Below are 25925 nucleotides of genomic sequence, written 5' to 3' on the forward strand. Positions count from 1 at the left end.
CATATGAAGTGGTCGAAACTGTTTCTTTTAGCTGGATTGATCTTGTTTTTGATCTCCGGACAAACCTGGGCGCAAAAAAGTGTCCTCACTGTTACTGAAACGAACAGTCAGCTGGCTTTTCCCGTTGTTGATGCGGGTAAAGCTACTTCAATTTATATAGATGGAAAAGATGCTGACGTGGTGGCCATCGCCGCCGAAGCTTTTAAAGGAGATATCAATTTGCTTACGGGATTGAGCCCTGAAGTATTGAAAAACAGTTCATCATTAAGTACCTATCCCATTATTATTGGCACATTGGGCCAATCAGCTTATATCGATCAGCTGGTTAAGGCGGGCAAAATAAATGAATCCGTGCTGCGAGGCAAATGGGAAACTTTCTGCATTTCAGTCATCGAAAATCCGGTTAAAGGTGTAAAAAGAGCCTTGGTTATTGCCGGTAGCGATAGGCGTGGCACAGCCTTTGGCGTTTTCGAACTATCCAGAAGGTTTGGTGTTTCGCCATTATGCTGGTGGGCCGATGTAAAGCCCGCCAGAAAGAAAAACCTTTATTTACAGGCTGGTCAAAGTCTGGTGCAATCGCCTTCGGTTAAATACCGAGGCATATTTATCAATGACGAAGACTGGGGAATCCAGCCCTGGGCGGCCAAAATGATGGATGCCGATGTAAAAGATATTGGCCCTAAAACCTATACCAAAATATTCGAATTGCTACTCAGGCTAAAGGCCAATTACATTTGGCCGGGCATGCACCCCTCTACCAAAGCCTTTTACCATTATGCCAATAATCCGGTAATGGCCGATAAATATGCTATTGTTTTAGGTTCAAGTCACTGTGAGCCCATGTTGCGCAACAACGTATTTGAATGGGCCGAAAATTTTGAGCAAGAGTATGGTAAAAAGCCAGGAGAATGGCGGTACGATTTGAACAAAAATGAAATTGAAAAATACTGGACCGACCGGGTAGTACAGGCTAAAAATTACGAATCGGTTTATACCGTTGGTATGCGCGGCATTCACGATGGCAGCATGCCGGGACCAAAGGATAAAAATGAAAAGGTAAAATTACTCGGTGAAGTAATTGCCGATCAAAGAACCATTTTAAGTAAAAACATCACACAACCCATAAGTAGCATTCCGCAGATTTTTTGCCCTTACAAAGAAGTTTTGTCCTTATACCAGGCTGGATTAAAATTGCCTGATGATGTAACCATTGTTTGGGCTGATGATAATCATGGCTATATCCGCCAGCTCTCTGATCCCGAAGAGCAAAAAAGACCGGGTGGAAGCGGGGTATATTACCACATTTCGTATTGGGGAGCACCGCAGGATTACCTGTGGCTTTCGTCCATTTCGCCATCACTCATTTCTTATGAGCTAACTAAAGCATATCAGTATAAAGCCAACCGCTTATGGGTAATTAATGTAGGCGATATTAAACCCGCCGAAATGGAAACCCAGTTTGCGATGGATCTGGCCTGGGATATCGACCAATGGAAACCCGAAAAAGCCTGGCAATATGCAGAAAGCTGGGCGGCAGAAACGTTCGGAACTGAATTTGCCAAACCAATTGCCAACATTAAGGCTGTTTATTACCGCCTGGGGCACGAGGCCAAGCCCGAACACATGGGCAGTGTAAATTTTACCAGCGAACAAGCTGAGGAACGCTTAGCTGCTTATGCTAAGATTTATGCAGAAGCCAGCGCTTTAAACGATAAAATACCTGCGCGCTTAAAAGATGCTTATTTTGAATTGATCCTTTATCCGGTTCAGGGTGCCATGCTCATGAACCAGAAGATTTTATATGCGCAGAAAAGCCTGGCTTTAGCCATAAACGGTGATCAGGCGGCTTTGGATTACGCCCAAAAAGCTAAAGCAGCGTTCGAAGAAATTCAGCTGATTACCAAAAAATACAATCAAGAAATTGCCGGTGGTAAATGGAACGGCATGATGAGCTGGAAACCCCGGGATCTGGCAGTATTTAAAATGCCTAAGGTAGCAGAGTCAGTAGCTCCTGTGGGTACCACAAAAGCTACTGTGGAGACCGAAAATAAAACCATTATTCGCGCCAGCCAGTACCTTGAAAAATCGGCGCCCAAAGGGCTAACATTGCAAAGCATTAAAGGCCTGGGCATAGGTGGTGATGGTATTTCCTGCTATCCTTTTACCTTTAAACCTGTTGCAGACAACGCATTGCAAAATGCAGCCTACGCGGTATATCAGGTCGATTTTAAGGCAACAGGGCAACATCTGGTTACAGTGAAATGTCTGCCCACGCAGGGTGTAAATGAGGATGTAAAAGTAAGATATGCCATCAGTATAAACGATGATAAACCTCAGGTTGTAAACCTTTCTCCTGCTTCAGAAAATAACATCTGGAAACAGAATGTATTGCAGGGTTATGCTACGGGTTTAACCCGGCATGAGATTACTAAAACCGGAAAATCAACGGTTAAAATTTACCTGCTCGATCCGGGTTTGGTGATTAACCAGTTGGAAATAAAATAAATATGATGAAAAGAATCTGGGCTTTGGCCTTCGTTTTGATTTTGACCTGTGCTGCTGCCCATGCACAAAGTATTGGCAATTATAAAAGTGGTTTTAAAAAAACGGGTAACCTCATTTCCTTCCTCACAACCAATGGAGAAGTGAGGTTTGAATTTTGCAGTCCTGAAGTTTTCAGGATCAGAACCAGCTGGAACGGCAAATTCGAAGCAAACGAAAACCTGATGGTCATTAATTACCAGTGGCCTGATGTGCAGGTTAAGGTACAGGACCAGAAAGACTTTTTTTTGCTCAATACTTCAAAGCTGAGTATTAAACTTTACAAAAGCCCTTTCAGGCTGGATGTATTTGATGCTAACGGCAAATTGTTGAGCGGCGAATCTGGTGAAGCTATGCGCAAAGAAAATACTGCAGTAAGTGTTACCAAAAAACTACAGGCCGATGAACATTTTTTTGGCTTTGGTGAACGCATGGATTTTATGGATCGCCGCTTTAAAAAAGTGACGCTAAATGTAGGTCGCGGTAAAGGTTTGCCTCATGCTATTGGTGCTTATAACATTCTCGAAGCCAATTATTGCCCGGTTCCGTTTTTCATGAGCACAAAAGGTTATGGCATTTTCCTGCACAACTCCTTTGCTACCGAATGGGATATGGGGGCAGGTAAAAAAGATCAGTACAGTTTTAAGGCAGCCGATGGCGAACTGGATTATTATTTTATTTACGGACCAAATTTCCTGTCCATTTTAAACCATTATACCAACATCACTGGTAAGTCGCCTATGTTGCCGCAGTTTGCTTTAGGCCTGCATGCAGGTACCTACAGCGGTGGCACCTGGGGCCATGAAGAAAAAACTTCCGATCGCTATGTAGTAGAACTGGCCAAAAAGTACAGGGAACTGGGTATTCCGGTCGATCTGCTTTGGTTAGATTCGACCTGGCGTTTGTTTGGCGAAAAAGGAGGGAAGGGAGCAACCTCTTTCGAGTGGCGCGAAACTTTTAAAGATCCAAAAGCCATGTTCGACAGTATTTATGCCCTGAACTACAAAATGGTAGGCTTACACCTGCGCCCACGCTTTGATAATGCTAAAAAACTGAATCTTTTAGATCAGGCGCAGGCCAAGGGTTATACTTATCCTGAAAATGGAAAACCCGGTGAATTTGTTAATTTTTTTGATGATCAGGCAGCACAATGGTGGTGGGATAATGGCGTAATGCGTGTGGCTAAGCTTGGAGCCAAATTCCTTAAAACCGACGAAGGGAGTGCATTTGGTGCCCTGGCCAATGAGAGTGATAAGGTTGGACCAACCGGTAAAGATGCCGAACGTTTGCATAACCTTTTTCCCGTTGCTTATGCCAAAGCGCCTTTTTTGGAATTTGAAAAACTAAATGGCTTCAGAGGCCTGAACCAAACCCGCGAAGGGTATGCCGGTATACAGCGTTATCCATATATTTTTGCGGGCGATTGGCCCAGTGAGTGGCAATATTTCGCGCCGGTAATTAAAGCCGGTTTAAATGTGGGCTTATCTGGCGTAGGCTCCTGGGCGCATTGCATGGGCGGTTTCGAGCATCCAGCTGATCCAGAATTGTATATCCGCTGGGTGCAGTTTGGCATGTTTAGTCCGGTTGCGCTGGTTTTTGGGATGGATGACCCGGGCTATAAAGAACCCTGGCGATATGGCGATGATGCGCTTCGGAATTTCAAAAAATACGATTTGCTGCGCTATCGTTTATTCCCGTATTTGTACACCACCATGCACCAGCAATACCAAAACGGTATCCCCATGATGCGGGCATTAGTGTTGAATCACCAGGACGATGAAAATGTTTACGAAATTGCCGATCAATACATGTTTGGCGATCAGTTAATGGTAGCGCCCGTAACCACCAAAGGCGCTATCACGCGCTCTGTTTATTTGCCGGAAGGCACCTGGTTTAACTACTGGACAGCAGAAAAATATGAAGGTAAAAGTTATCACCATGTTGTGGCACCTTTAGATACCCTTCCGCTTTTTGTTAAAGCCGGAAGTATTATTCCGATGCAGCCCGAAATGACTTATGCCGGAGAAAAACCGGTTGATGTGATTACCCTCGACATTTTTCCTTATGGTGATTCGAAATATGAATTTTATGAAGACGATAATTTAAGTGCAGCCTATAAAAAGGGAGATTTTGCTTTAACCGCGATAGCTGCTTCGTTAAAATCAACAGGGTTTACACTTAAAGTGAACAGGCCTGCAGGAAGTTTTAAGCCGGCTAAACATCAATACCTGGCTAAAGTGCACTGGCAGGGGCAGAAGGCGCCGAAAAACGTTACAGAAAATGGTGCGACAGTAAAACAATTGCAAAATGCCGCTCAGCTTAATCAGTCAGGTGGTTGGTATTATGATGTAAATGCGAAGTTACTTTGGATTAAATCGGCTGGTGATAATGGTGCAGATTTGAGTTTTGGAGTGAATTAATTTTAACAAGAAAGGAAAGTATGGTTCGTGCAGACACAAACCATGGCGATTAATGAAAAGTCTTCGACAGGCTCAGACTGACAACGGAAGTTGTTAACTTAACAGAAAAAGAATGGCTTGGTGTGCTTTGCGCCTTTGTGGTAAAAAGATTGAAAATGTGAATGGAAAATGGTTCGTGGCGGCACAAACCATGGCGATTAATGAAAGGTCTTCGACAGGCTCAGACTGACAAATGTAAGTTGTTGATTTAATAGGAAAAAACTTTGTGCACTCCATGCCTTGGTGGTAAAAAAAGTAGTACTGTGAAAGAGATTCATGGCAACACGAATCAATATAAAATAAAACTAAATATGAAAATTGCATTCAAAATGAAACTTAAACCAGGCTTTGAAGCAGAATATAAGAAACGCCATGACGAGATTTGGCCGGAGTTAGCTACCTTGCTAAAAGAGAATGGAATAAGCGATTATTCTATTTTTTTAGATGAAGAAACCAACAACCTGTTCGCCGTACAGCAACAGCGTGGTAGTTCATCTCAGGATTTGGGTAGCACGCAGATTGTTCAGAAATGGTGGGCTTATATGGCCGATATTATGGAAACAAATGAAGATAATTCCCCAAAAACTTTTCCCCTGGAAATGGTTTTCCACTTAGCTTAAAAACATGCAAATACATAAATACTTTACTGTTCTGTTAGGATGTACCTTATTTTTAGGTACTGCAAACGCGCAAAAAACATTGAAAAAATCAGTTACCTGGCCGGTTATTGAAAAAGAAATGAAACCCTGGACCCGCTGGTGGTGGATGGGAAATGCAGTTGACCAACAGAATCTGAGTATTGTATTGCAAAAATATAAAGATGCGGGTTTAGGCGGTGTAGAAATTACCCCCATTTACGGCGCTAAAAGCTATGAAAAGCAATACCTGCAGTTTTTATCGCCTGAATGGATGAATGCTTTGCATTATACCGTTAACAAAGCAAATGCTTTAGGTTTAGGCGTAGATATGAACACCGGTACCGGCTGGCCTTTTGGAGGTCCGCAGATTAAGCCCGAAAATGCCGCAACCAAGCTGGTTATTCAACAATATGCCTTAAAAGCAGGCGAAAAGCTAAGCGAAGCCATTAAAATTAAAGAAGCCAAGCAAGATTTTGCATTATTGCAAGCAGTAACTGCTTACAGCGAAAATGGCGAAGTACGCGATCTGTTTTCGAAGGTACAACCCGATGGGAAATTAAGCTGGTCGCCCGAGCGTGGTACCTGGAATATTTATGCTGCATTTTCGGGTAAAACCAGGCAAATGGTTAAACGTGCCGCCCCGGGTGGTGAAGGCTTTACTTTAGATCATCTGGATAAAAACTCAGTTAATGTTTACCTGAAAAGGTTTACAGATGCCTTTAACAACAAACCTCAGGGAATCAGGTCGTTTTTTAATGATAGTTACGAAGTTTACGGCGCTACCTGGACACCCACATTTTTTCAGGAATTTAGGAAAAACCGCGGTTATGATCTGGCTGGTTACCTTAAAGATTTAGCCAGCAAAGATTCGACCGGCGAAAACCTGGCCCGTTTAAAATCTGATTACCGGGAAACGATGGATGAACTTTTGTTCCATAATTTTACCCAAAACTGGACTGATTGGGCACACGGACTTCAAGCTAAAACCAAAAACCAATCGCACGGCTCGCCGGGTAACCTGCTCGATTTATATGGAGCAGTTGATATTCCCGAGACAGAAATTTTTGGTTCGAGCTATTTTCCAATAGCCGGTCTGAGGCGCGACGCGGGTGATGTCAGAAATGTCGATCCTGATCCGATTATGTCGAAATTTGCATCCTCAGCAGGTCATACCGGAGGTAAAAAACTCATTTCTTCAGAGACATTTACCTGGCTTACCGAACACTTTAAAACTTCGTTTTCGCAATGCAAGCCAGAGGTAGAACAACTGTTTTTATCGGGCATTAACCATGTTTTTTATCACGGTACCACCAACTCGCCAGCCAATGTGCCCTGGCCAGGCTGGTTATTTTATGCCTCGGTAGAAATGAACCCGAATAACAGTTTGTGGCCACAAGCACAGGGATTAAACAATTACATTGCGCGCTGTCAGTCTATTCTTCAAGCTGGGAAAGCTGATAATGAAATTTTAATTTACTGGCCAATTTACGACGTTTGGAATAAAGCCAAAGGTTTGGATATGGCCCTGAAAGTGCACGATGTTGATGAGTGGTTGTACCCGACACCCTTTTATAAAATCGCCAAAGAACTTTCCAAATCAGGTTATGCTTATGATTTTGCATCAGACAGGTTGCTGAAAAAGTCGACAGTAAATGGCCAGTTAATTCGCACCAGTAATGCTGCAGCTCCTTATCAGGTATTGCTGGTTCCGCAATGCGAAATGATGAGCATTGAAACTTTAAACAACATTATACAGCTGGCCAATAACGGTGCAAAGGTAATTTTTCAGGCTTTACCACAAGATGTACCTGGTTTAAATAATCTGAGTGCAAGGCGGAGCCAATTTAAATCTATTTTAGCCAAACTGGTTTTTACTGATAAAAACGGTATTAAAACCTTTAAAACCGGTAAAGGTGAAATTATACTGGCTAGCGATGTACAAAAAGGATTGCAATCAATTGGTGTAAACCGCGAAACATTAACCGATACAGGTTTGCAGTTCATCAGAAGAAAAACCACTACCGGAAAATACTATTACCTGGTTAACCATACGGCTAATGATATCGATACCTATGTGCCTTTAAACGAGACTGGTGCAGCATTAATTCTGGATCCGCAAAGTACTGCTGTTGGTTTAGCAGCCGTTGAAAACGGCAAAGTACGGGTACAGCTCAAATCAGGCGAAGCGCTGTTTTTACAGCTCGCGGCTAATTTTGCCGGAAATAAACCCTGGCTTTACCTGAATAAGGCCGCTAATCCAATGGCCATAACCAAACCCTGGAATTTACATTTTACAGCCGGCGGGCCAGAAATACCTGCCGATCAGCAGCTCATTCAACTGGTATCGTGGACGTCATTAAGTGACCCTAAACTGCAGGCTTTTTCCGGTACTGGTGTGTACAGTTCGAGCTTCGATTTAAAGGAAAAAACGGCCAAAGAATATCTGCTTAACCTTAATCAGGTAGATGAAAGTGCAAGGGTGTGGATTAACGGACAAGAGGTGGGGATTTTATGGAGTATTCCTTTTCAGTCCCGCATTGGCAAATACCTTAAGCCGGGTAATAATACCATTAAAATAGAAGTGGTTAATTTAATGGCTAACCGCATACGGGATATGGATATTAAGAAAATTCAATGGCGCAATTACCACGAAATTAATTTTGTAAACATCAACTATAAAGATTTCGATGCCGCAAACTGGACGGTTATGCCTTCGGGATTAATTGGGCCGGTAACTATTACGGCTTATCATTAGTAGGACTGGATTTAAGCCTTCACCGTCATTGCGAGGCGGCTTTTTCAGCCGGCGAAGCAATCTTAAAGCGGTTGCTATAGATCAATGTTGTAAGATGACCTGCTTGCTGCAGGCTGGCTTTGTAGTTCCTTCTTGCAAGGACAAATTTCTATTGGGATCTGTCATTGATAGCCAGCTTTTTCAGCCGGCGAAGCGCACCGGCAATAATTACCTTGTAAACACACTTGCAATCCTCTTAGCACATACCGTCATTGCCAGCTTGATTCGATTGCTATCGGATGGCAATCTCAGTGCACTGGAAGGGCTAATTAGCTATTAATCTATATCCACAATTTTTGTTAAAAATCTGTATACGTAATCAGTCGAAAAATATTTAACAAATTAATTTTAGCAATCATTAATCGATTTAGTTGATCATAAATGAGTGTTTTATATTCATGCTAATATTTTACAATAAAAAGGCAGGATAGTACAGGATGGGATTTTTACTGCACGTTTTTATATTTAAGAAATAATTTTTCTAACCAGATAACCTTTTAACCAAAAATTAATTAACGAACGTTAATACCATTCTATGTAATAAAAATCTACGCATCATTTTTAGTCAATTTTCACTTCTGCCAACTTCTAATTGATTTAGATACCTAGCTTTTTATTGCCCGAATTTTTAATGGCCGTTATCCAATAAGATTGCTATGCGTATCACTTTACCCAGATTTTTAATCGTCTTTTTGACAGTTATCTTTTTTCTGAGCAGTTGCCGGAAAAAGGAATTTGATCAATTTTATGGCCGTCCCGAAAACCTGGGCGATCCGATTTATCAACAGCTTCAGGCCAAAGGTAATTTCACTAAGTTTTTAGACTGTGTAGATAAGGCCGGTTATAAAGAAACGTTAAGTGCAGCTGGTTCGTGGACCGTTTTTGCACCAACCGATGAAGCTTTTGCTACCTACTTAAAGGATAACAACCTGACTGAGATCAGCGCTGACCTTGCTTCAAAAATTGTGCGCTATTCGATGATTTACGATGGCGAGAAGGTAGAGCGCCTGAGCGACTTTTTCTCTGTTAAAGGATTCGTTAAGAATAATGCATTCAGGAGGAGGACCGTGTATTACGATTTTGTTTACGATGGTAAAGACAATAGCGGTAATGCCATTAAAGTAATTGCAGCCAACCGCAACGGTTCGTACCTCTCAACCGATTTTAATAATAAGAGTATCACTTATTTTTTGTCGCCCTACATGACGTTTAATACGCTTTCTGCGGCAGATTACAATTTTTTCTATCCCAACAGCAGCTACAATGGCAGTAATATTGGTGCAGCCAGATTGGTAGATGGGCAGCAAAATATCATTGCAGAAAACGGCGTAATTCATATTGTCGACCGTGTGCTAACACCTCCGCAGAGTATCGATCAGTACATCAATGAAAAAGCCGATTACAGCATTTTTAAAGGTTTGCTTGATAAGTTTGTAACCTATTCTTTAAATACCGATATCTCTCACCGTTACGAGGTACTTACTGGTAAAGCAGCTAATGTTTACGCCAAAACCTACAGCACTTTACTGGCTTTTTCGCCCAATAATGAAAATTACTTAAAAGTTGATGCCAACGATGCCCAGCAAGGCTCTTACAGCATATTTGCGCCTACTAACGATGCCGTTAACGCCTATGCACAAAAGGTTTTGCTTAAATACTGGAAGAAAAAAGGAGTAAACAACCTCAACGATTTATATGTGGTAGCACCTGATGTGATTAAGGATTTTGTGAATTCACATCTCTTTACCACTACCGTTTGGCCGAGTAAATTTTCTACTACGCCTAACTTTCTCAACGATATGACTACCCGCACAACTGCTGATGTGGTTGATAAACAGGCATTGAGCAATGGCTTTTTATATGGTATAAATAAAGCCCAGGATGCGAGTGTATTCTCTACCGTTTACGGTAACATTAACCTCGATCCTGATTACAGCGTAATGAAACAGGCGCTCCTTTATTTTGGCTTAACCACAGCGCTTAAAACACCAAGCCTGCGCTATGTTGTAGTTATGATCCCCGATGTAACCCTAAGAAAAATGGGATTTAATTACGATCCTTTTTATGCATCGGCCCCAATAAGAGGTGATTTGGTTGCGTTGCGACGTATTTTGCAAACCCATATTATTCCGCTTGGCGACCGTACCATTCCAAATTTTGCAACAGGTTCGGGCATTTTAGAAGCTTCGAATGGCGAATATGTTAAATATGCAGCCGGAAAATTACTTTCAGCAGGTACACAGGACAGTACAGTAGTGGCCAAACAAACCATCCCGGTCGATTCGATAGGTACTACACCGGTTAATGGTGCAGCGGTTTACGGCAAAGAAGCCCTTACTTATACGGTATTACCCATCAGCAAACACATCGAGAAATATGGTACTTTACCAACCGATCCTTATTACAACTTTTTCCAGTACCTGAAAGGCAGCATATTGTACACCCCGGCAACGGGTGCCATAAGCGGCATCACGGATGGTGTTTTCTACACCTTCTTAATCCCCACAAATGCAGCAATAGTACAAGCTGTAAAAGATGGTTTATTGCCTTCAACAGGTGCAGCATCATTAGGCGTACCCAATTTTGCCCCAACCGACGGACTTGATGTAACCAAAGTGAGCAAGTTTATTCAATACCATATTATTAACAAAAGCAGTTTTGTTAGCGATGGACAGAAAATAGGGGAGTTTGAATCACTGCTGAAAAATGATGGTGGCGATGCTGCTAAAGTAACCGTAACCATTAATACCACCACCAGCTTAATGGTAAAAGATGTAACCAACCGTACGGTTAATGTATTGTTGGGTGCTACAGACCGAAGCAATGTGCTCTCTAACCGGGCGGTAATCCATCAGATCAATAACTACTTAAAATATCAATTCTAACCGGATATGACTAAAAAATATACATTAGGCTTAAGTGTTTTGCTATGCTTTTTACTGGCATCGTTTATGGCCAATGCACAGCAGATTAATTACGTGAAGGGGAAAATTATCGACAAGAAAGACAAACAGCCCATTATTGGTGCTTCGGTGGTAATTGTTGATAAAGACCGCCGGGTAATCAAAGGTGTATCATCAGATATTGATGGAAATTATACCTTACCGGTAGCCGATAAATCTTACCGCATTTCAGTTTCCTATATCGGATACAAATCAACCGCGCCTATTGCTATTGATAAGGCTATCATAAACTTTCAGTTAGAGCCGGCCGATAACCAGATGGATGAAGTTCAAATTGTTTCGAAGGCTAAAACCGATAATGGGAGCGGTATGACTATCGATAAACGCGATCAGACTTCGGCTATTGGTACCATTAATGCAAAAGAACTGGAAGACATGCAGGCGGCCTCTATCGATCAGGCCTTGCAGGGCCGTTTGGCTGGTTTGGATATTGCTGCAAGCAGTGGCGATCCGGGAGCACCCATGCAAATCCGTATTCGTGGTACATCTTCAATCAATGGTGCCGTAGATCCGCTCATTGTGGTAGATGGTATGCCTTACGATATTTCCATTCCATCCGATTTCAACTTTGCCACGTCAGATGAAAATAATTATGGGCAGCTGTTAAATATTGCTCCATCCGATATTAAGGATATTAGCGTATTAAAAGATGCTGCTGCAACCGCTATCTGGGGTTCGCGGGCTGCAAACGGAGTATTGGTAATCAATACCAAACGGGGAACCATGGGACCGCCGGCCATATCTTACAACTTTAAAGGCTCGTACTCTAAACAACCAAGTGCTATCCCAATGTTAAATGGTAACCAATACTCTACCTTAATTCTGGAAGAGTTTTACAATGCCGGCCGTCAGTTTTCTACTTCAGAGTTTGCCAAAGAGTTTCAATACGATCCTAACGATCCGTACAACTTTTTTAACTACAGCAACAATACCGACTGGCTAAATGCCATTACCAGAATTGGATACCTTCAGGATCATAACCTATCTATATCGGGTGGTGGCGAAAAAGCCAGATACAGGGCTTCGGTAAACTATTTCGATCAGCAGGGTACCACCCGTGGAACCAGCTTAGGCCGCTTAAGTGCACGTGTAAACCTCGATTATCAGGTATCGAATAAAATCAGGTTCAGTGCCGATATCGTTTATACCCATGTTGATAACCAGAATCTGTACAGTACCCGTTTAAGGGATATTGCTTACCAGAAAATGCCCAACCAGGCTGTATACGAGTATGATGAGTATGGCAATTTAACGTCTAATTATTTTAGTCCGGTGGCTACGGCACAAGGTACATACCCGGGCACCTATAATCCACTGGCTATGGCAAATGCTGCCAGTAACCACCAAATTGGTGAAAGGGTAATTCCGAAATTCTCTCTACAGTATCAAATCATTCCCGAGCGTTTAAGGCTTAATGCCAATTTCCAGGTTGATATCAATAACTCTAAAACCAAGACCTTTTTGCCGCAAATTGCAACCGGCAGGTTATTTACCGATGCAGTAGTAAATTCGGCTGGCGATATTGATGGCGATGGCTTTACCATGGCAACCAACTTAACGCTGGCCTATACACCAAAGCTTGGAGAAAAACATGATTTGATTGCCTTTGCACGTTTTGACAGCAACGACAGCCGCAGAACAGGTCAGGGGATGTTTGCCACCAATACCGCTTCGTCTTATCTCGATGATCCATCTATTGATGGCCGTACCAATGCTGCTGGTTCTGTTTATTCATCTTTTGCCCAAAGCCGTTCGGTGGGTTTATTGTTAAATGCGCAATATAAGTTCTTAGACCGCTATATCCTCAATGCAGGGGTAAGAGGTGATGGTAACTCTAAATTTGGACCTAACAACCGATATGGTGTATTCCCTTCTGCTTCGGTAAGGTGGAGGGTATCGGGAGAGCCTTTTATGAAACGCACTCAAAAATACATTGATGATTTGAGTTTCAGGGCCAGTTATGGTATTGTAGGTAATGCCCCACGTTACGATTATACTTACTTAAACGCCTACCAGAATTATGGTTTCAGTTATCTGGGGATGGCGGGTGTGTACTCCAGCAATCTCGAATTATCTGATCTGAGATGGGAAAAAGTAGCACAATCTAACCTGGGGGTAACCTTAAATATGTTCAAAAATGCCATCAATATGGATTTTGACATCTACCGCAAACGTACGAGCGATCTTTTTTATCCGGGTATTGCCATCCCAACCTACAATGGTTATTCGGGGGTAGATATGAACGTGGGTACCATGGATAACCAGGGTTGGGAGTTTAACATCAACAGTACCATAATCAAAAAGAAAAATTTCAGATGGGATTTTAGTTTCAATATCTCGCACAATGAGAATATAATCCGCGAAATTTCGCCGCTTTATCCAAGAGAGAACAAAGGTAAAGTAACCTCTAATAATGTGTATAAGGTTTATATTCAAGAAAATAATCCCTTTGGCTCGTTTTATGGATTTAAATTTAAAGGCGTTTATAAAGACCTGAATTCGACTGTTGCGCTCGATGAAAAGGGAAATCAGATTATCGGCCCTAATGGTCAGAAAGTATATATGCGTTTTGCTTATCCTTCAATTGATTATGTTTTCCAGCCGGGCGATGCCATGTACGAAGACATTAACCATGATGGAAATATCGACTATAAGGATATTGTGTATTTAGGAAACGGTAACCCCAAATTAACCGGAGGTTTCGGAACCGGGATTACCATTAATGGCAATATTCGTTTTGGCGCCAATTTTAGTTACCGCACCGGATATCAGATTATTAACGGTACTAAAATCAATACTACCAATATGAATGGTTTCAGTAACCAAAGCACAGCTGTATTAAGAAGATGGCGTGCTGAAGGTGATGTAACCGACATGCCAAGGGCAGTTTATTCGGTTGGTTACAATTATTTAGGTTCTGACCGCTACATTGAAGATGGTTCTTACCTGCGTTTGCGCAGCATTACGCTGAAGTACGATTTCAGTAAAAATTTCATGAAAAGAATCGGTATGAAGAGCCTGAGTGCCAACCTGATGATGGAGAATGTGTTAACCTTTACCAGATATACCGGTCAGGACCCTGAGGTACCGGTAAAATTAACGGCATTTTCTACCGTAATCGATAACTCAACCACTCCGCCAATTAAAACGGTGACTTTAGGTTTAACTGCAAATTTTTAATCAGCCATAAAATGAAAAAGATAATATACAGCACAGGCATAATTATGATGCTGATCATGAGCAGCTCATGTAAAAAGTGGTTGGATTTACAACCCAGAGATGGGATTACCCGACAAGGCTTCTGGAAAACCAAAGAAGATATTCAGGCGGCAGTGGCCGGTTGCTATACCTCTTTGCTGGCCCCGCCTCCGGGCGTTAACGATAAGGCCTTAACAGAGTATCTGTTTATGTATGGCGAAATGCGTGCCGATATGATTTCGTTAGGGCCGGGGAGCTCCCCTGAAGAAAAAGATATTTTCGATAATAACCTGGTTTCTAGCAATACCACCATCAAATGGGATGCCTTTTACCGCACCATTAATTACTGTAATACCGTATTGGATTTTGCACCTGGCGTAAAAGAAACCGATCCTACGCTTACTGATGTGCAATTAAATGCCTACCTGAGCGAAGCATTGGCGCTCAGGAGCATGATGTATTTTTACCTGGTTCGCAATTACCGCGATGTGCCTTTAAAACTAACTTCTTCATCAAAAGATACCGATTTAGAAGAATTACCCAAATCAACGGCAGCCGTTATTTTAAACCAGATTGTAGCCGATTTGAAAAAAGCCGAAGCAGGTGCTGTAAGTACTTATGGCAATACGGTTTCGGATAAAGGCAGGATAACCAAATTCGGGGTTAATGCCTTGCTGGCCGATGTGTATTTATGGATGGATAATTACAGTGCCTGTATTGCCGAATGTACTAAAATAATCAGCTCGCAAAAATTTGCCATGCAAAATGCTGGTGCAAGCTGGTACAACAACGTGTTTTACAATGGCAGTTCTACCGAAACCATATTCGAATTTAATAACCAGCAAACAACCGGAGCAGTAAGTAATATTTTTTATAATCTGCTTATTCAGTCAAGAAGGCGCTTTGTAGCCTCTCCCTATCTTTTAACCGATCTTTTTGTACCCGATCCGATAGATCCGGCACGGAATTACGATATCCGTGGCGATGGAACTTTTTTCAGGGGCTCAGATTCGAACATCATTAAATATGGTACAGAAAACCCTTCGTATGTAAACTGGCAGGCCTATCGCATTACCGATGTACTGATGATGGAAGCAGAAGCCATGGCCTTAACACCAGGTAGAGAGCAGGAAGCGATTGATATTTTAAATGCCATTGTTAACAAACGCAATGTAGGTACCGTAACACTTCCTTCGTTAAACACCAGCGATCCTGATGGTATTTGCGATTTTATACTCGAAGAACGTGCACGTGAGTTTGCTTTTGAAGGAAAACGCTGGTACGATGTGCTCAGAATGTCAAAACGCGATAATTACAGAAGGATTAACATCTTATTGGATATGGTTTCCAGAACAGTATCATCAGCGGTACAACAATCTGCCATGACCAAATTTAAAGATGTTAACAGTCACTATCTGCCAATAAACGATACTGAACTTTTTGCAGATTCAAAATTAGTTCAAAATCCATTTTACACTAAATAATTAAGCATCATGAAAAATAATTTCAATGTTCGCAGTCTCATCGTAGGAGCAATTGTTTTTGCTTTCAGTATTGCGCTTATCGGTGCGTGTAAAAGAGAATCTTATACACAAACAACTAATGATGATGTAAACATTACCGGCTATCTGGATAAATTTCCGGCCAAATTCTCACTGATGAAACAGATTGTGGAGCAATCAGGTACTGCAGGCTTTTTGGGCGCTTACGGAAAATATACCCTGTTTACCCCAACCAACGATGCGGTAACAGCCTGGTTAAAAACCAGGGGTAAAAATTCGGTTTCCGATTTAACAGTCGAAGAAGCCAAAGATATTGTGAAAATCCACTTACTGGCCGATACTGTGGCAACCAACAAATTTACCGATGGTAAACTGGCGCAGATTACACTTTACGGTCAGTATTTGCAAACCGGAATTAGAAATGAAGGCGGCGAAAGTAACTATATCGTAAATAAGCTGGCCAAAATAACCCAATCCAATGTAAGGGTGGGTAATGGTATTATTCACGTAATTGATCATGTGCTTATTCCGGTTACGCTAACATCCGCCGCCATGATCGAAGCCAGTGGTCGCTATAAATATTTTACCCAGGCCTTAAAAGAAACAGGTTTTTACGATTCTTTAAATGTTGCGCAAGCTGCGGTTAAAGATACTACGCGCAGATTTCAGACCGTTATTCTCGAGTCTGATTCGGCCCTGGTTGCAGCAGGTTATGCCAATTACGCTGCATTTAAAGCGCGCTATTCCAAAACGGGCGATCCGAAAAGCCATGCCGATAGTTTGTGGTTGTACATGGCTTATCACGTTTCAACCGGACCAAGTTATACGCCAGATATTATTACCAGTCCGGCTATTTACACACTGGCACCAAAAGAAATTATCACCACCAAATTTGCCGGTCAGAAAATTTTATTAAACGAAGATGAGTACAACGGCGTAGTAGAACCCGGTGTAGAAATTAACAGGACTTACAGCGATGTTACAACGGCTAATGGCGTGTTGCATGAAGCAAAAAAGCCTTTTACCATTAAAGTACGCCTGCAGATTCCGGTTTATTTCGATGTATGCGATCAGCCTGAATTAAGGGCTAACCCGAAATGGAGAGGTACTGCAGCTGCAACAATACCCTTAATTGCCAACGGAGCCAGCGTTTTAAGCGGATTGATTTTTAACAATCCATCAAAAACCACAACACCTGAAAATTACGACTATGTAATTGTGCCGGGCAGCACCCGTAAATACAATGCCAACGATATGCTTAACCTATCAATGGGAACCAACACGGCCAGGGCACAGTGGATTGAATTAAAAACCCCAATGCTGGTTAAAGGTAAATACAAGGTGTGGATTTGTTATGCTTCAAACAGCAGTGCCTGTGCCTATCAGGTTGGTGTAGATGTGGGCAGGGCAGGAGAACAGGTTTTACCGAATATCGTCGATTTCAGACAATCACTGGGGTCATCGGGTGTTACCAGTAGTACCGCAGCTTTGGCTTCTGCTGATCCGTTAATGTTAACCAATGGCTTTAAACGCTACATGGCCACTACTGCAGAAAGTGTAGTGGTAAATGGTACAACCGTTAAAGGCGGATTGCAAATTAACACCACCGGTTGGGATTTGAATGTGGGCAGGCTGGCTGGTACCGTTGATATCGGAACAACAGACAGGCACTGGATCAGGTTAACGGTAATTAGCACCGGTTTGGGCTCTAACAGCTTTACCTGGCTGGATATGATTCATTTCATCCCCGTAGATGCGGATCAAAACTATCCACGTTTTTCAACACAAGGCTATCAGTTTCCTAAACCTTAGCAAAATTTTGCCAGGTAACCAGGCCTGGCAAAACAATTTGTCATTACCATTAAAAACTTTTAAATGAAAAAAAATATATTCCACATCCTGTTCCTGTTAGCCGCAGTTATCGGGTTAAACGGTTGTAAAAATGCCGTGGATGAGCATAACGAAATTGTAAACGTTGATTTTAGTACCGATCTGTTTCAGAAAATAGCAGCGCAGGCTAACTTAAGCAAGTTTACCGAATATGTAAGGAGTACAGGCTACGATAAACTGTTAACTTCATCGCAAACCTATACCGTTTGGGCACCTACCAACGATGCCCTGGCTACACTCGATGCCGCCATTGTAAGCGATCCGGTTAAATTGAAAGATTTTGTAGCCAACCACATTGGTTTAACTGCTACCCCTGCGCCAAAAAGAGTAACAGATACCGTTAAAGTATTGCTTCAAAATAAAAAATACGCCACCATGGTAGGGCCAACTTTCGAAGAAGCAGCCGTTGTAGGCAATCCGGCCTTCGTAAAGAACGGCGCTTTGTATGTTATCGATAAACCGGTACCCACCAAGTTAAATGTCTGGGATTTTATGCTGGCCAGTACCGATGCACCACTTCAAAGTACTTTCATTGCCAATTTATCTACACAGGTAATCGATACGGCTAATGCCACAATTATTGGTTACAACTCATTAGGTAACCCCATATTTGCACCCAATCCACCCATGGTTTCCAGAAACTTTTACTGGAACAGTGTAGCCGATTTAAGGACAGAAAGCCAGCAGTATACCTTTTTTATGTTGCAGGATGCGACTTATACTTCCGAACGCAACCGTTTAGAGCCTTTTTATCCTAACGGTAGTTCTTTTGTATTGGTACGCGATTTAGTAGCTAAAGGCTTATACACTTTAGATAAACTGCCCGATACACTGCTTTCAACCCGCGGCGTAAAAATTCCGGTTAACAAATCGGCTATCGTAAAATCGTACCGCGCCAGTAACGGGATTGTGTATGTTGTGAATGCTTTACCTTTTCGCACGAAAGATAAGGTGCCAACCTTTAAAATAGAAGGCGAGCTGCCTTTTGGTTTCCGGTCTGATAGATCGGGCAATACCCTGTACCGTTTAAAACTGGATGATAAAGGCATTGCCTATAAAGATATTGAAGTGTATAACCACGGTGTTGCCGAATATTATATCAATTATCTGGCATCGGTAGCGCTGGTTAAGTACAAGGTTTATGCCCGTGCCATATCGGGTGCACAGGGCGATGCCCAGGTGGCTAATTTTACACAGCGTTATTTTATGTATAACCCAACCACTTTGGTGTACGATTTATTTGCTACCCAAACCGTTACCCCGTTAAATTACGCAGAAGTGTATCTGGGCGATTATACGCCGCAACAATTCGGAACCTTACAACTCCGCTTAATGTCGGCCAATACCGCTACTAAAGACCAGAATACACTCATTTTAGATTACCTGCGCTTTGAACCTATTCTTCCTTAACCGTAATCTGATTCAAAAAAAGACTATGCATAATTTTACCATCATAAAAAAAGGAATTTCGCTTGTATTGTTTGGGCTCATGCTGTCGACTGTAGCATTTGCACAGCAAACCGATACCAGCACTAAAGATTCGGCCCAGTACAGTACCGATACCACTACGGTTAAGGTGAAACAAAAAAAACTGGTTGGCCAGAAAATAACAGGTGTTGTGGTAGATGGCTATACCAATAAGCCTATAAACGGAGTTAAGCTTACGGTTACCGATTTTTCGGGAGCCTTAACCGATAATAACGGAAAGTTTACCATTATTGTGCCCGATTATAATGCAACTTTGCTGGTTAGTTTTACCAATTACCACACCAAACTGTTACCGGTACACAAAGGGAAACTGGCAACCATTAAAATTTATCCCAGCAATTACAATTCTTTGTTTACCGAAGTAACCCTGCCGGCAAGTACCCAGAACCTGGCACGCTCATCGGCTGCTTTAAGCTATTTAAACCCGCAAGGGGGCTGGGCAGTGAATTCAGAGACGCCCGATAGTTACCTGCAGGGCCGCATGGCTGGTGTTAATGCCATCAGGCGATCGGGCACGCCAGGCATTGGTGCCGATGTATTTGTGCGCGGTTTTACCTCACTGTATGCTACCAACCAGCCTTTATATGTGGTTGATGGCATGCCTTACGATGCCAATTCGTATGGTACCTCGCTTACCACCGGGCACCGCAATAATCCTTTGCAGTTTATCGATGTGCGCGATATCGAAAACATTACCTTAATTAAAGATGCCTCTGCAGCTGCGGTTTATGGCACTAAGGCTGCAAACGGGGTAATGCTGATTACCACCAGCCATGCCAAAGATTTGGCTACACTAATTGATTTTTCGGCTTACACCGGGGTGAATTTAAAGCCTAAAAACATCAATGTAATGGGGGTGGACGATTTTCGAAGCTACCTTTCTGATGTGCTGAAAAGTCAGGGCTTAAGTGCCAGTGCCATTGCTGCAAAACCTTACATGAACGATGATCCAAACCCGGCAAACAACGCCAACTATCCAATGTACCATCAAAATACCAACTGGCAGGATCAGGTTTTTAAAACCAGTATCGATCAGAGCTATTTCTTAAAGGTTAGTGGTGGTGATAACATTGCCAAATATGCACTTTCTGCAGGATACTCTGCCGATAAGGGGGTAATCGATTCTACCAGCAACAATAAATATTCAATGCGTTTTAACAGTGATCTCAATTTAACCAAAAAGCTCACCGGTAATACCAATTTATCCTTTACCTACACCGAGCAACGGTTAAAAGATCAGGGTTTATCGCCCAATTCTAACCCCGTATTTCTTTCGCTGGTTAAGGCACCGTTTCTCGCCGTGAATGAAATCAGTTCAGCAGGGGCAGTTTCGCCCAACCTGGCTGATGCCGATACCCTTGGCGTAAGTAACCCTCGTGCATTGATTGAAAAAGGTCTGAATCAGAAAAAAGCCTACCGCTTTTTTGGTAACATAAACTTTGATTACGCCTTTAACAAAACTTTTAAACTTTCTAACCTAACCGGGGTAACTTACGATAAAACACAAGAAACTTTATTTATCCCGCGAAAAGGGGTAACCAACGAAGTTTTGCCAACTACCATCGGCGACAGTAAACTCGGCACACAGGTAATCCGTTATTTCAGTGTTTTCGACGACCTGCATTTAAGTTTCGACCGCAGGTTTGGCAAAGGCCATACCTTACATGCAGCTTTGGGCACGCGCTATACTTCGGCCAAAAGTGAGCAGGATTATGCCATTGGCTACAACTCGGCAACCGATGTACTGATCAGTATTGGCAACAGTAATGCCGCACTACGCTATTTTGGTGGTGATATTGGCAAATGGAGCAATTTAAACAGCTATTTAACTGCCGATTACAATTACAAGGATAAGTATTACCTGAGCCTTAATGCGGCTGTAGATCAGTCGTCGAGGTTTGGTCGCAGGGATATTTCCTCTTCGGTACGTTACATTGGTGGTTACGGCTTAGATATTCTGGGTAATAAATCGGCCATTCTGCCTGCTGTAAGTGGTGCCTGGTTAATCTCTTCAGAAAGCTTTATGCACAATTATAAATACATCGATTTATTGAAATTCAGGATGAGCTATGGCCTTGTGGGCAACGATGATATTGGTAATTACAACAACAGGCAATATTACATTTCTCAGAATCTTTTAGGCCTACAGGGCGTGGTTAGGGGAAACATTGCCAATCCGGGTATCCAGTGGGAAAGTATAGCCAAATTCAATACCGGGCTTGATGCCTCATTTTTTAATGAGCGTTTAAGCTTTAGTCTCGATTATTACATCCATACCACCAACAAAATGCTGGCCTATGTACCCGTTCCTGCCATAGGGGGTATTAATTCATATATCGATAATCAGGCGGGTATGCGTACTTCCGGGTTGGATTTTGGCTTAAACGGCCGTATTTTAAATAAAACCTTTAAATGGGATATCGGCGTAAACCTGGGTACTTACAAAAACAAAGTAAACAGCTTACCTGGTGGTACCGATATTTTAACCAATTATGCCAACGGTACCTATTTAACGCGGGTTGGTCAAACAGCTAATTTATTTTATGGTCAGCGTACCAATGGTGTATATGCCTCAACTGCCGAAGCAACTGCTGCAGGCCTGTCAATCCGCAACAGTGCGGGCGTATTGGTGCCATTTACCGGTGGCGACACTAAATTTATTGATACCAATGGCGATAAAATTATCAACGATGCAGACCGCGTAGTAATCGGTAACCCGAACCCCGATCTTTACGGTAGCATTAACAATACTTTCAGCTACAAAAACTGGAGTCTGGATGTGTTATTCACCTTTGTAACGGGTAACGATATTTACAACTATACCCGTTCAGTACTCGAATCGGGAAACAGCTATTACAACCAAACCGATATTATGCGTAACCGCTGGCGTGGCGAAGGTCAGGTAACCAATGTACCCAAAGCCAGCTACGGTGATCCGATGGGCAATGCACAATTCTCTGATCGCTGGATCGAAGACGGCTCTTACCTGCGTTTGCGCACTGTAAATTTAACCTACAATGTACCACTTAAAGGCAGGTCAATTAAATACGCCAGGCTATATGCAACAGCCAATAATGTATTTACGCTGACCAATTATTTGGGTTACGATCCAGAACTCAGCGCAACTGGCAGCATTTTTACACAAGGTGTAGATACCACGCTCGAACCACAGTTCAGGTCGTTTCAATTGGGTGTTAGAATTGGTTTATAATTGATTATGTATAAAAAGATGAAGATGGATTTTAATAAAAAAGTTATTACACTTTTAGCAGTAGCCCTGCTTGCAACAGGTTCATGGTCGTGCAAAAAAATTACCGATGAGGTACCCGAAGATAAACTCGATATTACCAATGCCTATCAGAATACTTCTGATGCTGATGCCGCGGTAATTGGTATATATGGTCAGTTTTTAGGGTTAGAAAAGCTCTATATTTTGCAAAATGAAGTACGGGCCGATTTGGTAGATGTAACCGGTAATGCCGATGCTTATTTAAAGCAGCTATCCAACCATACCACTACGAAAGATAACCCGTATGTAGATCCTAGGCCATATTATGCCGTGATATTGAATATTAACGATGCACTTAAAAATTTCAATATTATGGTGGCCAACCATAAAATGAGTGTTGACGATTACAATAAACATTATGCTGATTTAGGCGCTTTACGCAGCTGGATTTATTTACAGCTGGGTGCACAGTATGGCAGCGTTCCTTATATCACCGATCCGGTAGAAAATGTAGAAGATGTTAAAAATTTAAGTTTATATCCCCGTATTTCATTCGATGATTTGCTAACCCGGCTGATTGATTTTACCGAAAAACTGCCTTATAAGGAGGTGTATGCTTATCCTGCCGGAAACGCGCTTATCGTAGGTATTGATGGGCAGAATACCCAGAAAATATTCATCTGTAAACCTTTTGTATTGGGCGATTTGTATTTGTGGAAGGGCAATTATTTAAAGGCAGCCGAAAACTACGCCAAAATTATGAATGTAGAAAACAACAATACCAATATCAACATCCAGTTTGATGTATATAAGGTAGTGGGTTATCTCAGCTCGGCGTATAACGATTTAACTGTGCGTTACGCCAGAGGGCAGGATGAAGGCTCATTAATTACGGATGGTGGATGGCGTAATATGTTTATACAGCCCACCAATAATATAACCTGGAACTCGGAGTTTTTCTGGGGTATTCCATACAATCCAAGCTATAAACCGGGTAATCCCATGGTTGAGGTTTGCTCTTCGTTATATGGTAAATATTTAATTAAACCTTCTCAGGTAGCCATTGATAATTGGAATGCGCAAAGGCAATACAGCGGTATCCCTTATGATGCCCGTGGAAAATTATCGTACGAAAATTCGGTTGCCGGGCCTGTAATAACCAAGCTTACTGATAATAACACGGCTTTAAGCAGTTTTAACAAAGGTGGGAAATGGGGGATATACCGCGCCGGTTTATTGCACTTGCGTTTTGCTGAAGCTGCAAACCGCGACGGACAAGGGAAACTGGGCTGGGCATTTATGAATATTGGTATTCAGGATACTTATTATACAGGTACTTATGTAAGCGGTGCAAAATCTCCGGTTTCTACTGCAGAGATCAATACCATGCAAACTCCTTATCCAACCACATCGCCTTATTATTTTGATGCCAGAAGCAATTCAGATTATAAATCGCCCTGGTATCGCAATACCGGCATCAGAAACCGGGCTGGTGTAAGGGCCATTGATGTAAGTTACCAGACAGATATGTTAGGCTTAGAAGGCAAATTGATTGACGAAGACGCTTTGGAACTGGCTTTTGAAGGTAACCGCTGGCCGGATTTGGTACGCGTTGCCCGCAGGCAAAACAATCCGGCTTTCCTGGCCGAGCGCGTTTATCAGAAATTGTTAAAAGCGGGTGACCCGAATGCAAGCGCAACCAGATCGAAACTGATGACACCAGCCAACTGGTATCTGCCTTTCGATTGGGGGAAATAACTTGTTGGTTACGATTTATAATCAGACCTCGCAGGTTTTTGAAACCTGCGAGGTCTTGATAGAACCTGGTGGGTGAGGTGCTAAAACAATTTCAGTATGACGATTATGTTTTGTAGTTGGTCGTGATTTATAATCGCGACCTGATGAAGAAACTTTGCAGGTTTTTAAAATCTGCGGGAACACTTTATTCTTTAAGTTTAAAATTCTGAAAATCGGTGTTTTATGTTATAGTGTAGATTTTAAAAGTGAAATAACAATTTTTCATCAATTGATCACTTGCTTGACGTATTTCTCTATGTTGTAAATCTCCGGGTCTGATTGATCAGAATTATAAACAATAGTTCCTTTTTTGTTAACTATAAGACATGTTGGTATCGCAAATACCCCAAACGACTTTGGGATTTTACTCATGCTTGGCTTGAGCTTTTCTGAAACATTTATCCAGGTAAGGTTATTTTTCTTAACATGATCCCGCCATTTAATTACATCGTCATCATCGTTGAAATAAACAACTCTCAAACCTTGTTCTTTATAGGTTTCATAAATTTTTTTCAACTTAGGTAATTGTAGCTGACAAGGGCCACACCATGTAGCGGAAAACACAATCATATAAGGCTGTCCTTTAAATGAGCTGTTACTAAATAGATTGTTATCTAAATCTGTTATTGTAAATGCTTTTACCTCATTCCCAACGCTGGCAGCTATTTTGTTTTTAATAAGATTTGTAGCCTCGCTATATATTTGTTTTCCTAATACGGAATTTTTGAGTTCATCACTAAGTTTTGCTAAAGTTGCAAGATATTTTCTAGCTGCATATGGGGAGTGATCAGAATAACTGATACGATATAAATTTATTAGGCTGCTAAAGTCATTGGGATAGGCTTCTAAGCGCGTTAATAATGCTTCGTTTATTTCGCTATTAAGCTCCTCTGTCATTTTTACATAGCCTTTAGCTGAAAGCGCTTTTTTGCGGTTAGCTATTTCTAAAAATAAGCTATTTATATCCTTTAATATTAAATTACCTTTTGCATCCGAATGAAATTTAAGCGATTTAGATCCTTCATAAGATAGATCGAGATTTATATTATTTACGCCAGAATCGAGAACGAAATTTTCATCGATAACTTTTCCTTTATGCCTAACTACAAAAGCAGCAAAGTTACTGGGCTGTTTTATCTCTCCACGGATAACATTATTTCCGTTTTTTAGAATAATTGTATCTGTTTTCAGCGGAATAAAACTGGTTTTATTATCAAAATAGTTGAGGTGGATCTTTTTGCCTGATAAAGTTTTAGTTTGTATATTAACAGTAAACTTGTATTGGCTAAATGCTAAAACACATGATATAGATAATATAGCACTTAAGATGATTTTTTTCATACTTTGAAGATAATCATTCTCCGAAAAAAATAGAGATATTGAATATATAGTTGGTCGCGATTTGTAATCGCGACCTGATGAAAAA

12 protein-coding genes are annotated in these 25925 nt (G+C 41.8%); 11 read left to right on the forward strand and 1 reads right to left on the reverse strand.

Annotation, left to right across the window (positions count from 1 at the left end):
- The first annotated feature begins 3 nt into the window (after positions 1–3).
- From BLR37_RS18500 to BLR37_RS18550, 11 genes are all read left to right on the forward strand, one after another.
- Positions 4–2505 carry a glycosyl hydrolase 115 family protein gene (locus tag BLR37_RS18500; RefSeq protein ID WP_090771175.1) on the forward strand — a complete coding sequence of 834 codons (2502 nt, stop codon included), beginning with the start codon at positions 4–6 and terminating at the stop codon, positions 2503–2505.
- Between the two features lie 2 nt (positions 2506–2507).
- Positions 2508–4961, forward strand: a complete 2454-nt coding sequence (locus BLR37_RS18505) for a glycoside hydrolase family 31 protein (RefSeq protein WP_244154695.1) — start codon at positions 2508–2510, stop codon at positions 4959–4961.
- A gap of 350 nt (positions 4962–5311) precedes the next feature.
- The gene (rhaM, locus tag BLR37_RS18510; protein WP_090771177.1) at positions 5312–5620 is read left to right on the forward strand and encodes an L-rhamnose mutarotase; all 309 of its coding nucleotides are present in this window, start codon (positions 5312–5314) and stop codon (positions 5618–5620) included.
- Between the two features lie 4 nt (positions 5621–5624).
- Positions 5625–8393 carry a glycosyl hydrolase gene (locus BLR37_RS18515; protein ID WP_090771179.1) on the forward strand — a complete coding sequence of 923 codons (2769 nt, stop codon included), beginning with the start codon at positions 5625–5627 and terminating at the stop codon, positions 8391–8393.
- A 731-nt stretch (positions 8394–9124) separates the two neighbouring features.
- Positions 9125–11317 carry a fasciclin domain-containing protein gene (locus BLR37_RS18520; protein WP_167356645.1) on the forward strand — a complete coding sequence of 731 codons (2193 nt, stop codon included), beginning with the start codon at positions 9125–9127 and terminating at the stop codon, positions 11315–11317.
- 6 nt (positions 11318–11323) lie between these two features.
- Complete coding sequence (locus tag BLR37_RS18525) at positions 11324–14575, forward strand: SusC/RagA family TonB-linked outer membrane protein (protein ID WP_090771182.1); 3252 nt, start codon at positions 11324–11326, stop codon at positions 14573–14575.
- A gap of 11 nt (positions 14576–14586) precedes the next feature.
- The gene (locus BLR37_RS18530; protein WP_090771184.1) at positions 14587–16077 is read left to right on the forward strand and encodes a RagB/SusD family nutrient uptake outer membrane protein; all 1491 of its coding nucleotides are present in this window, start codon (positions 14587–14589) and stop codon (positions 16075–16077) included.
- 9 nt (positions 16078–16086) lie between these two features.
- Positions 16087–17907, forward strand: coding sequence for a fasciclin domain-containing protein (locus BLR37_RS18535; protein WP_090771186.1), 1821 nt, complete (start codon positions 16087–16089; stop codon positions 17905–17907).
- Between the two features lie 63 nt (positions 17908–17970).
- Positions 17971–19395 (forward strand): fasciclin domain-containing protein, encoded by a 1425-nt coding sequence (locus tag BLR37_RS18540; protein WP_090771188.1) that lies wholly within the window; start codon positions 17971–17973, stop codon positions 19393–19395.
- A gap of 25 nt (positions 19396–19420) precedes the next feature.
- A complete protein-coding gene (locus tag BLR37_RS18545; RefSeq protein ID WP_090771190.1) occupies positions 19421–22684 on the forward strand; it encodes a SusC/RagA family TonB-linked outer membrane protein in 3264 nt (1087 codons plus the stop codon).
- A 24-nt stretch (positions 22685–22708) separates the two neighbouring features.
- Positions 22709–24460 (forward strand): RagB/SusD family nutrient uptake outer membrane protein, encoded by a 1752-nt coding sequence (locus tag BLR37_RS18550; RefSeq protein ID WP_167356646.1) that lies wholly within the window; start codon positions 22709–22711, stop codon positions 24458–24460.
- 264 nt (positions 24461–24724) lie between these two features.
- Here the strand turns inward: BLR37_RS18550 and BLR37_RS18555 are convergent, their stop codons facing one another.
- Positions 24725–25840 carry a TlpA family protein disulfide reductase gene (locus tag BLR37_RS18555; RefSeq protein ID WP_090771194.1) on the reverse strand — a complete coding sequence of 372 codons (1116 nt, stop codon included), beginning with the start codon at positions 25838–25840 and terminating at the stop codon, positions 24725–24727.
- Positions 25841–25925 lie beyond the last annotated feature (85 nt).

Origin of the sequence: Pedobacter soli (assembly GCF_900101435.1) — a bacterium.
Classification (GTDB): Bacteria; Bacteroidota; Bacteroidia; order Sphingobacteriales; family Sphingobacteriaceae; genus Pedobacter; species Pedobacter soli.